This is a genomic window from Shewanella sp. 10N.286.45.A1 (assembly GCF_041470405.1).
Lineage (GTDB): Bacteria > Pseudomonadota > Gammaproteobacteria > Enterobacterales > Shewanellaceae > Shewanella.
The window spans coordinates 1-10,751 of sequence record NZ_JBFRMK010000007.1; the positions used below are offsets into that span (position 1 = coordinate 1).

General features: G+C 39.8%; 9 protein-coding genes. 7 read left to right on the top strand and 2 right to left on the bottom strand.

Annotated features, from left to right (window positions below):
• The first annotated feature begins 261 nt into the window (after positions 1 to 261).
• The 5 genes from AB4238_RS00505 (at position 262) to AB4238_RS00525 (ending at position 5,664) form a co-directional block, all read left to right on the top strand.
• Positions 262 to 600, top strand: a complete 339-nt coding sequence (locus tag AB4238_RS00505; protein WP_372030602.1) for a DUF3302 domain-containing protein — start codon at positions 262 to 264, stop codon at positions 598 to 600.
• On the top strand, positions 600 to 1,595 hold the full coding sequence (locus tag AB4238_RS00510) for an HlyD family secretion protein (protein WP_372030603.1): 996 nt from the start codon (positions 600 to 602) through the stop codon (positions 1,593 to 1,595). The genes AB4238_RS00505 and AB4238_RS00510 overlap by 1 nt, the downstream gene beginning before the upstream one ends.
• A gap of 367 nt (positions 1,596 to 1,962) precedes the next feature.
• Complete coding sequence (locus tag AB4238_RS00515; protein ID WP_372030604.1) at positions 1,963 to 2,919, top strand: DUF4268 domain-containing protein; 957 nt, start codon at positions 1,963 to 1,965, stop codon at positions 2,917 to 2,919.
• A gap of 560 nt (positions 2,920 to 3,479) precedes the next feature.
• Positions 3,480 to 4,076, top strand: a complete 597-nt coding sequence (locus tag AB4238_RS00520) for a hypothetical protein (protein ID WP_372030605.1) — start codon at positions 3,480 to 3,482, stop codon at positions 4,074 to 4,076.
• Positions 4,077 to 4,674: 598 nt separating this feature from the next.
• On the top strand, positions 4,675 to 5,664 hold the full coding sequence (locus AB4238_RS00525) for a DUF4917 family protein (protein ID WP_372030606.1): 990 nt from the start codon (positions 4,675 to 4,677) through the stop codon (positions 5,662 to 5,664).
• Between the two features lie 437 nt (positions 5,665 to 6,101).
• On the opposite strand, the gene AB4238_RS00530 is transcribed toward AB4238_RS00525, so the two are convergent.
• Together AB4238_RS00530 and AB4238_RS00535 are read right to left on the bottom strand one after the other, a co-directional pair.
• Positions 6,102 to 6,410: a hypothetical protein gene (locus AB4238_RS00530; RefSeq protein ID WP_372030607.1), complete on the bottom strand. Its 309-nt coding sequence runs from the start codon at positions 6,408 to 6,410 to the stop codon at positions 6,102 to 6,104.
• A gap of 66 nt (positions 6,411 to 6,476) precedes the next feature.
• Entirely contained in the window at positions 6,477 to 7,118 is a 642-nt protein-coding gene (locus AB4238_RS00535; protein ID WP_372030608.1) for a hypothetical protein, read from the bottom strand.
• Between the two features lie 346 nt (positions 7,119 to 7,464).
• Here AB4238_RS00535 and AB4238_RS00540 point away from each other — a divergent pair, with 346 nt between their 5' ends.
• Positions 7,465 to 9,096, top strand: a complete 1,632-nt coding sequence (locus AB4238_RS00540; protein ID WP_372030609.1) for a DUF3987 domain-containing protein — start codon at positions 7,465 to 7,467, stop codon at positions 9,094 to 9,096.
• A 109-nt stretch (positions 9,097 to 9,205) separates the two neighbouring features.
• The gene (locus tag AB4238_RS00545) at positions 9,206 to 10,435 is read left to right on the top strand and encodes a hypothetical protein (RefSeq protein WP_372030610.1); all 1,230 of its coding nucleotides are present in this window, start codon (positions 9,206 to 9,208) and stop codon (positions 10,433 to 10,435) included.
• The last annotated feature ends 316 nt before the right edge of the window (positions 10,436 to 10,751 follow it).

The following is a 10,751-nucleotide window of genomic DNA, read 5'->3' on the forward strand; positions in this document are numbered from 1 at the left end:
GCTAAGCGAAAGCTCGTAACGCAGTAATGAAAACATTGAAACGAACCCGAAGGGCCGCGCTTCTTGGTTATTTTGACTGTGTTGTAGGTTATTTGTGAAGAATGACTAAACGACATAGCCTCCGCCTTGTCAAAATAGCCAATAAACTGCGGCAAAAACAACCGTGAAAGATCAACAGCCCCTAGTTATTGATTACGGAAGACTCTCTCAAAGAACTGGAAAAGGATTTCCACCCCTTAACCTTACTTTGAGAGAGTAACTATGAACCTAGTTTTAGATTATGCATCCTTAGGGATCCTCATGTTAGTCATATTGATTTTGATATATGGCCTAATTGCTATTCACGACATTCCTTATGAAATAGCCAAAAAGCGCAATCACCCACAACAAGAAGCCATACATGTCACCGGCTGGATCAGCTTGTTCTTCATGCATGCACTTTGGCCTTTGTTATGGGTTTGGGCTATGTACTATGACCCTAAAACTCAGGGAGAAGCCGTTAGAGGTTTAACTTTAGCTGAGCAGCAAAACTTGCAGCTGCAACTAGACACACTGAAGGCTAGTGTTACTGCACTGCAAAGCAAAGAAGGAGCACTATAATGGAAACACTTATCCTTCTTAGCTATATCAGCTTATGTGTGCTCGCTTTTCGAGTATTCAAACTACCGCAGAACAAGTGGACGATTACCACAGCGGGTGTCATAGGTCTGTTTCTTATGAGCTGGATATTTCTCTATATGGCGATGTATCAGCCTGTCTCTCGTATGGCACGAGTCATCAGTGTGACCACACCTATCACGTCACAGGTTAGCGGGTTAATTACCGACGTTTACATTGAAGGCAATCAACCACTCACTAAAGGGCAACCACTATATCAAATTGATAAAACACCCTTTATAGCAAAAGTTGAGCAGCTTGCATCACAAGAGAAACAGTCTGATGCCATGATTAGTTTCCTGAATTCTGAACTGCTGCGATATCAAAACCTCGAGCTTTCTCAATATGCATCAGAGGAAAAAATCGATAGCTTGAAAACCCGACTCATAGAAGCAAAACAGAAAAAAATTGCATTAGCAGCAAGCTTAGAGACTGCACAATTTAATTTGAGAAGCACTACAGTCAGAGCTCCAACTGACGGCTATGTAACCCAGGTTGCACTCCGAGCGGGAATGAAAAGCCGTACAGTGCCATTTCAAGGTAATCTTGCATTTGTAAACGCTGAAGATAAACAGATATTTGCCGCCTTCAAACAGATGCCAGCCAGATATATTAAAGATGGCTATCCTGCAGAGGTAACCTTTAACACGATTCCTGGACATGCCTATAAAGCGAAAGTGGTCCAAATCAATGATGTTTTCGCCCAAGGTGCAATCAGTCCTTCAGGTAGCCTCATTCAACCTGAGAAAAACTTTCAGCCCGGACGCATCTTAGTTAAAGTTGAATTAGATCAACCAGAGCTATTAGCGGATATGCCATTACCTGCTGGCACCGATGCACATGTAGCGGTGTACTCACCTAATTGGCAAGCGTTTTCAATCATTCGAAAAGTGATACTTCGCATGCAAAGCTGGCAGAACTGGGTATTTGAAGGCTAATCGCTCAGGCAATTTCAAATAGCCAGCACCGACTTTTAAACACTGACAACAAAAAGCCCGCTTATCTTTCGATAAGCGGGCTTTTTTAATAGGTGAGTTGGCCGATAAGACAACTTAGCCAACTCATGACATTCGACTTTATTGAGCTTCATAGTAAGTAACCACTAACGTGTGTAACAGAGCGTGTAACACATAGTGTAACAGTTCGAATGACTGAGCTGTACGGCAATAGCAGAAAAGGGATAAGTCGTGTAGCAAAGCTACTTGACAGAATCAAGTGTAAGCATAGTATCAGACACTTAAAGGATAAACAGTATGAAAATCTAAGTTTCTTAGCTCCTTAATTTTACCCTAGGAATGTCACATAATGTTTGGACAACTCAATAAAGTTTCCCTTAGAGATATCTGGCCTCATGAAGCATCAGACTTTACACCGTGGCTTGCAGAAAACATCGAAGAGCTTGGAAAAGCTTTGGGAATGGATCTCGAATTAACAGAGCAAGAAGCAAGTGTAGGGGATTTTTCCTTAGATATTCTCGCCAAAGATTTAGGCTCATCAAAAGCAGTGATTATTGAGAATCAACTTACTCAAACAGATCATGACCACTTAGGAAAGCTATTAACGTATGCCGCAGGTTTTAACGCCTCAACTGTTATTTGGGTTTCGGAAGCAATACGAGAAGAGCATAGACAGGCGCTAGATTGGCTCAACCAAAGAACAGATAGCGAAACATCTTTTTTTGGCGTGGTTGTTGAAGTTATCCAAATTGACAACTCAAAGCCAGCCTTCAACTTTAAACTGATAGCCTCACCTAACGAATGGCAAAAAAACAAGAAACGTCAGACTCAGCGCAACTCTATTTCAACAAAAGGTGAGAAGTACCAGAATTACTTCCAAGCTCTAATCGATATTCTAAGACATAGTCATAAATTTACATCAGCTAAAGCGGGGCAACCTCAAAATTGGTATTCCTTCTCATCCGGAATTAGTGGTATCGCTTATGGAGCAAACTTTGCTCAGGGCGGAAAGGCACGAGCAGAATTATATATAGATTTACGCGATCACGATAAAAATAAGTATGTTTTTGACGAGCTTGAGAAGGATAAGCTAAGTATAGAGGCTGCACTTGGAGAAACGATAAGTTGGGAACGCCTCAATGATAAGCGGGCGTCCCGCTTAGCACTATATACTGACGGCTCTATAGATGATTCAGACTCTGAATTAGAAACAGTGAAAATGTGGCACATCGAAAAGCTACTCAAGATTAAATCCATACTTGGTAAGAAAATTGTGCCGTTATCAAAACAGGCTAACAAGCTTTAATCAATTGAATCATGCACTCTAGTATCTACACTAGACTTTACCTATTGATGATTAGCAGCCAACTTAACGATAATAGTTATTATCATTAAGTTGGCAAGCCATTAGTAAACCGTGTTTTCTATGGCTTATTCAGCTCTAACCTCACGATAACCGTAAGTTACAGCCACTTCACGACAGGCGCAAATCAGGCTCAATCGGATGAACCAAGGGAGCTTAGGCTAATGCCGCTATATCGCGGTCAAATGCGAGCATAATGATTATCATGAAGTCATGATTATTAATTAAGCTAAAAGATCCTCAAAATAATCCCTTTGCGATAAAACACATGATGAACTTAGAAAGTGTCTAGAAAACTAGGGGCTTACCAATTACTACATCCATGATAGCTTCCGCTAGTCGCATAGTGACTAAGCGCTACAACTAAAAATCCGTGATTAAGATCTCCCTATGTTCGCAAAAAAAGTCAAGACAATTGAATGCCAGACAGGTAAGTTAACAACTGCAACAAAAATATAACCAAAAGCAAACCTATCCAATGTAAGAATTTAGGAAAAGTTGACATGAATTTTAAAGAAAGTACATTCTGGAATTTGTACCAAATTCAAGTAACTAAAAGGCACTTTTTACAAAAGAGAGCAGCTGCTCAACGTAACTCGATCATTGTACTGGGAGCGCTAATTTGGTTTATACTCAACAACTTAGAACACGCCAACATCTCTATTCTTACTATGTTTTTAGCTTTTTTATCTTTCGGCATTAGCATTTATTTTTTAGGCCGATTCCAATTTGTTAAACGTACCGACGAAACTCTTACTCCAGCATCTTTTTTCTATGAAAAAATACATGAAAGTAGTGAAAGTAGCGAAAGTAGCGAAAGTTTTGAGAAATCTGTCTACGAGGCACTAGTAATTTGCACTGATAAGAATTACAAGGTGAATGAGGAGCGATCTAATAATATAGAGCTGTCAATTAAGTGGCTCTGGATCGCGCTAATTCTAATACTATTAACTGGAGGAGTATCCATGGTTCAATCTTTAGAAGGAAGTAAGCTTAAAGGGGATTTATCATTTGAAGTCCGTAACAATATTTCACCAACTTCAAATGGTAATGGTAATGGGACAGGGAGCGATGGTGCAACTCCTCCAACCGGTAAGTAAACGTATAGTCAGCACTTAAAACTCGAGCTCTACAACACTCTCTGTAGTGAGATAGTTCTTACCTCACTACAGAAAGTGTAATGCGCTACCCGTAGGCAATAGACACCATCACGAAATAACTTGCCTTCGTCCACTCCCGTAAAATTTACAGCATAATTCTCAGGATTGAGCCAATCTTCTGCTCGATCCCTCCAAAAAAACATAAGAGTCTTCAGCCCACCAGAGGGATTTCTGACCATTAGCTTCGATAGCTAAGAGGACTTTTAAGCCTACTCACTGAATGTTTCTATTCTGTAGTGGTAAACTAAATTTGGCCATCTGATTGGATCACGCATATCAATCCCCCTAAAACTAAGGTTAATTACTGTTACCGTTAAGTTGATCCAAGTCGCTTTCCTCCGGCCAAAAACTGCGTTTCAGCTCAAGCGTGATTAAACAATAAGTAGACCAAGTACGTACTAAATATGAATTAATTTTTTTCGTTTGGGTGGAAGACCTATATAGAACTATTTGATTATTTGTGTGATTTAGGTGTATAGACGAAACTTTCAGCGAAGCCTATAGTTGAATACCTTTTGCGTACATAGAGAACAAAGTTATGCCGCTCTCAACTTATCAAGAAACAATCGATGCTCTTCCTGAGGGGACAACCCCTTCAATACTGCTCGGAAATGGTTTTTCTCAATCTTGGGATACCGAGATTTTCAGATACGATTACCTTCTAGATAGAGCTAACTTTGGTGAGCGTGATGCAGAAATCAAAGATATCTTTAGACGCTTTGAAACTAGTGATTTTGAACAAATCATGAAGAATCTAATTGCTGCTGAAGTTGTTGGCGATGCTTACGGTATCGATGCTGACACACTAGAGCAAATTAGGGATGATCAGGAGAAGCTAAAAGAATCACTGATTGATGTTATTTCTCGCTGCCATCCACTTCGTCCGAGTGAAATAACTAATGAGCAATTCAGGGCTGTTCGATCGTTTCTCAGAGGATTTCAGAATATCTTTACTCTGAACTACGATATTTTGCTGTACTGGGCAATCAACAAAACTAATCGTGAAATTGATGACTACAGATATCTAAATAAAACAGATGGATTTGACAGTAATTATTGGTCACATGATAGACGCCAAAACCTGTTCTTTGTTCATGGAGGTTTACACCTATACGACACAGGAACAGACATAAAAAAACATGTTTACTATCGAGATGAAAGAATAGGAATCGTAGACCAAGTGCAAGAGAACCTTGATGCAGGCAAGTTTCCTCTGTTCGTATCTGAGCCAAGTCACGAGAAGAAACTCCACAAAATCGAACACAACCCATATCTAAACCGTTGTTATCAAGCTCTGAAATCCATAGATGGTACTCTTTACATCCATGGTCACTCTATGGACGATAATGACATGCATATCTTCCAACAAATCAAAGGCAGCGGTGTTTCAAAGGTTTACGTGGGTATCTTTGGTGATCCGAATAATGATCACAATACACGTGCTCGTGCTAATGCATTAGCTTTCTTACAAAGGCTTGGGCTTGAAGTGGAATTCTACGACGCTGCCACAGCTCCAATCTGGGCTTAAAGTAAAAACGACGGAAGCTTCCTAGGAGGCTTCTGTTCCAGAGCTAGTACTTCTGTAGTTTGCATCCCATGCATTTGGCAGCCCAGACGAAATATTAGATTTTTGAGGGTAATTAACCATTAAGAGTTCGTAATAAAGGATGGAGAAAGTTACTTTGGTGCTATTACGAGTTAGAACAACACCATGATAATTGTCGTTACCATTAAGTTGATGCCGCTGCTATACTTTCTGCATCATTAACAAGGATCGTTAAGGGATAGCATGGAGCACATAGATCTCGGACTGATTTTGGCGATTATCGGTTTATTATGTATCGCGAGTTCAATTCTGTATTACATATAATCAGACGACTAAGCAACGACAAGAGCTATCAAATTCTCGATCTCTTCTCCAGTCTTCACCTTTAAGCCAAAATCGAGAGCATTCAGCTCCCTCAGTCATAGAACCTTTCTATTTAATGACTCTAGATGAGTATTTGTTTCATTAGCGTTCAGCTGTACGCGCTCTTCTAGGAGTTGCGTGTTGTATTCCAGCAGTTTTTGAATGAAGACATCAAAGAAGCCTAGCGGTAAAATTAATGAGGTAACAACCGCTACTATCAGAATCTCTGCAAGCCAAGGACTCCCTACCAGATATGCAATGGAAACGACTACAGCCAGTATGACCTTAAACCATTTCACGTATGAACATAGTTTCATCGCTGAGGCTATCTCTCCCGTCATCACTGACGATTTAAAGTTATCCATATGTTTCTCTCATTCCTTACACTAAGCTCTAAAGCCACGATAATAACGATTACCATTAAATCCCTTCTATGCGCTCTCTTTCTTCCAATATTTAAACACTGCACGAGTATCCATATATGGAAACACCTTGATACTTCGACAATAAACCAGCTTCAACTCATCCTTCGATAAATCAGCAGGCTTTTGAGGTGCTCGTTTTTGTATGTTATCCCAACAAACATCTGTCACTGTTATGTAACTAAAATCATGTAATCGAGTAAGAATCAAACTAAGCTCAACTTCAGTGACATTTATGTGCAACTTTCTTAGTTCATCCCTTAAGTCAATCGTTTCTTTCAGAAAAAAATAGTTATGAATATCATAACCATAATGTAAATCTCCATCCTCACCAATCAACTTTGGTAGCTCACTAACCTCTATAGATTCATCCGCTCTACATAAAATCCCTAACTCAGTATCTGAGGCTCTCTGAGATAGGAAGAGAGCGACTTTTACCTCTAGGGCAGACAAATTAGGATTACCAATTACGTTTTCAACAAAGCCATTGAGGTAAATATCTGGCAATCTTTCAAAATCGATCCTTGTCCCGCCTTCATGGGGAAATCGAATATGGTCTTCATTGAGCAACTTTCTTTTATTTTTTTCATGCTCACTAATATGAGACGTTAGCCGAACCGGGTACTGTTCGGAACCTAATTTTCTCTTCAAATTCAACACCATAACTCCTGCCCCATCCAATTCCCATGCAAAACATTGACACAAATTGTGTGAGAAATACCCCTGTCACGAACAAGACAACAAAATAAAACCCACAAAATCATGCGTTTGCAGCAACGCGGTTTTCAAGTTAATCATTCAACAGCTCAATACCATCTCTTAAAAACTGCTACCAACCGAAGTGAAAATCAATTAATAACAAAAACTTAAATTAAACTCAAGACTTACCGATTCAACCTGAAACTAAAATTTTAAAGGGGTCTTTTATCAAAAACACTTATTTATCTTAGGTCATTGAAACAGCGTTATTAACTTAAGAAAAAGTGGAGACTCGACAATGCCAAAATCAACACTCAAAACACTCAAAAAGAAACGCTCACCTAAGCACATTAAGAAAACAAACAGCTCAGCCTCAATCGCCAAAAGCAGTAAACAAGTTAAGAAGCCCGATGTTTCCTTAACAGCTTTTACAGGCTTGGTAAATGATCCCACTAAACCACTAGTTCTCGCTGGTAAACTGCCGAAAATTGGTATCAGCATCATTAACACAACAGCCCTTAAAACTGACTCCCTTCCTGAGTTTAATGCCACAGCCTTGTTTATAACTCTGAGCCTATCTAACTCTAATCGTTTTCGCATCCAGCCGTACAGTGACAACAAGTCATATCGTATTACACCAAATTTATCTGGCATGATCATCGCAGATCCCGGAAGCCGAAAATCAGCCCCTGTACAGGCTACAACTAAACCATTAAAAAACCTTGAGAAGCGACAAGCAAAGAAACTGATTGATTCGGCCCAGAAGACTGCAAAAGACCTAGCCATTCAAGAACTGAATAACGCTGCACACAAAAAAAAGGCCAAACAGTTCCACTCTGAACTAATGGAACAAGAGCCGGGTTCAGATGAGTATGACGAACTAAATTTTAAGCTCCATAACACTCTCGACAAGGTAAATGACGATGTTAAACGAGCATGCCCTAAAATATTTATCTTGCAGGAACCAACACAAAAGGGATTGATACAAATTGCAGAAGCTCAACGTGAGCCTGTATTGATATACAAAGATGAATTAGCCCCCTTTCTAGAAGAAGTATATACCAGCAAAAATGGCGGTTTCAGACGCTATCTGATTGAGGCTATGGATGGAAAGAATGAATACACTAACGTAACAGCTAACAAAGCAACGGTCACCGTTCAACCACCTGTGATTTCATTACTGGGAACCACGCAGCCAAGCGTGATCAACAAATTGACTGATAAAATAAAGGAAGAGAAAGTAGCTGATGATGGTTATATCGATCGCTTCCAGTTATTGAGCTACCCCTGCCAACATCATGTCATGGAACACTCAAGTCACATTAACCATATAGATGAAGAGGCACTAAAGTCTCTCGACAAGATTATCAGGCAACTCCACTCTAAAAAGCTCAAAAGGGCCACCATAACACTAGACAAAGAGGCTCTTGTTATTTTTGAAAGCTTTAAAACTAAGATAAGTAACTTCCAGAAATCCGGTGCAATTTCAACAAATGTTAGAAACAAGCTTTCAAAATACCCAGACATGATGCTGTGTATTGCATTAGTCATCGCTGTTCTTCGTGTATATGGAGAGAGCCAATCACTTTCAACACTCAAAACACTCAAAAGCAGCGATCTAAAAATGGCTCAGCAGTGGTCAGTCCATTACTACCAACACATGAAAAAACTCTGGGGTGCCAAAAGCCCAACTATGGAAAATGCCAAAAAAATATTAGAAAACATGGAAAAGCTCACTGATAAAAATGATTGCTTTACCACCAGAGATATTACACAGAAAAACTGGGCCGGAATCAACAAGGATAGTGACAAAGCCAGAAAAGCACTCAATAAGCTAGTAACTAGAAATGTTATTGAATCCGTAAACACCACAAACACGACTGGAAGACCGACTGAGAAATGGCGCTTGATAGCCAACATCGTCGCCTAGCAACTCGTTTAAATGGCATTGCTGTCCCCTTATCCAACAACACTTCCAGGGGGCAGAAGCGCCTGTTCAATCATCTATTAATAGTACTATATCAGAGAGTTATATAAACATGACATCACTTAATAAAGACATGATTATTACAGTACTCAACCACCTTGAGTCTATTGTTCAGTATCGAGCTGCTCACAACAAATTTGTTCCTAAAGCTCAGCACGCTAAAATAATTAAACAAGCTCCATTGAACATAGCTGACACCAAAGCTTTAAAGTACGCCCTTAAAAATGCCACCACTGGTAACATATCTACAACGACTAAAGGGTTGTATTTCAATGATGAATTTCTATCGATGCAGTTAGCAGCACCAAAGAAAACAGCCTGCTACCCAATACCCGATAAGCTTCATATTACTGTGGATATTACAGAGGAAGAAGCTGAAGCCCTACTTAAGCATTATAAAAAGATATTCCGTAGTAGCTCATTTTTGGCGACAAAAACACAGCCTAAGCGAAAGCAACATCAGTACTACAAGGAAGCTAGAAAGTTCTCCTTAAAAGGTGATAGTAGTGCGGTGATCTATATGTTTCTTGGTGATAATGCTAAACGTCAAACTAAACATAACATGCTAAGAATCGAGTTGGTTCCAGCCCGATTTACTCGTAAACAGTTGAACGAGTTCTTCTATCTCCTGAAGGGTTCCAAGCTTATTAAGCACTATAAGGCCAAGATGAGAGAAGCCAATGTCACTCGTTGTGATATCGCCATTGATCTACTGTGCATCCCTACTCCATTAGCTATTATCGATAAGCCAAATGTGGTTAAGTTTAGTAATCACTCTCAGCATGCGGAGAAAGATCTACCCCATGTTCAGTCCATATATATTAGTGATCCATCTGACAGTCATAATATTATCTACAGTAAGACCGAGAAGTTAATTGAGCTGCCGAATGCCAAAACCACTAAGCATCTACCTTTGCTGCTAAACGAGGAAAATAGCCCACTGTCAGTGACTCGCTTTGAACATTCTTACCTGCCTCAGCAATCAGGTACAGGGTTTTGCTTAAAGAACCTACATACTATGAGTGACTTGTTTAAGTCTGTTGAGGTATATGGCTCTGGCGTATTGCGCACTTTAAATGATGACCAGCTTCAACAGGCATTAAAGGATGGATTTCTTGTATCAGTGAAGAACGAATACCATGAAGCTGTATTCAAATCACGTGCAGATGCGTTGCAGCGTTACTCGCTATATATTAATCGTGATGAGTTTAAGGCGATGCAAAAATCTGTACTACGTAAACTCAAGAAGTGCATCATATCTCCTGACTACTCACCAGAATGATTGCTGTGGGAAACTAATAACCTCTGCCTATACTCATTATGCATAGGCAAGGGAGAATACATACTGTAGTCACAATGAAAGACTCACGAAAAATGTGGCTCTAAAGGCACTAAAGTCATGCTCTAGGGTGTGATTTAAGCTGTCTTTAGTGGCCTATTTTTTTAGCCGTGTGTAGTGATACTGAAAACATGAAATACGACAATTTTCATCATACCCTGACACCCCCCCCCCACTTCCGGTTAGTGTACGTTATCGTGAAGTCGGGGTTTTGGATCTATTTAAACTGGATGCAACTAAGTTCACCTAAGAGGTTTCG

Coding starts and splice junctions, on each gene's coding strand:
- AB4238_RS00525 (WP_372030606.1), top strand. CDS start 4,675: ATGCCGCTCTCAACTTATCAAGAAACAATCGATGCTCTTCCTGAGGGG.
- AB4238_RS00530 (WP_372030607.1), bottom strand. CDS start 6,410: ATGGATAACTTTAAATCGTCAGTGATGACGGGAGAGATAGCCTCAGCG.
- AB4238_RS00540 (WP_372030609.1), top strand. CDS start 7,465: ATGCCAAAATCAACACTCAAAACACTCAAAAAGAAACGCTCACCTAAG.
- AB4238_RS00520 (WP_372030605.1), top strand. CDS start 3,480: ATGAATTTTAAAGAAAGTACATTCTGGAATTTGTACCAAATTCAAGTA.
- AB4238_RS00510 (WP_372030603.1), top strand. CDS start 600: ATGGAAACACTTATCCTTCTTAGCTATATCAGCTTATGTGTGCTCGCT.
- AB4238_RS00505 (WP_372030602.1), top strand. CDS start 262: ATGAACCTAGTTTTAGATTATGCATCCTTAGGGATCCTCATGTTAGTC.
- AB4238_RS00515 (WP_372030604.1), top strand. CDS start 1,963: ATGTTTGGACAACTCAATAAAGTTTCCCTTAGAGATATCTGGCCTCAT.
- AB4238_RS00545 (WP_372030610.1), top strand. CDS start 9,206: ATGACATCACTTAATAAAGACATGATTATTACAGTACTCAACCACCTT.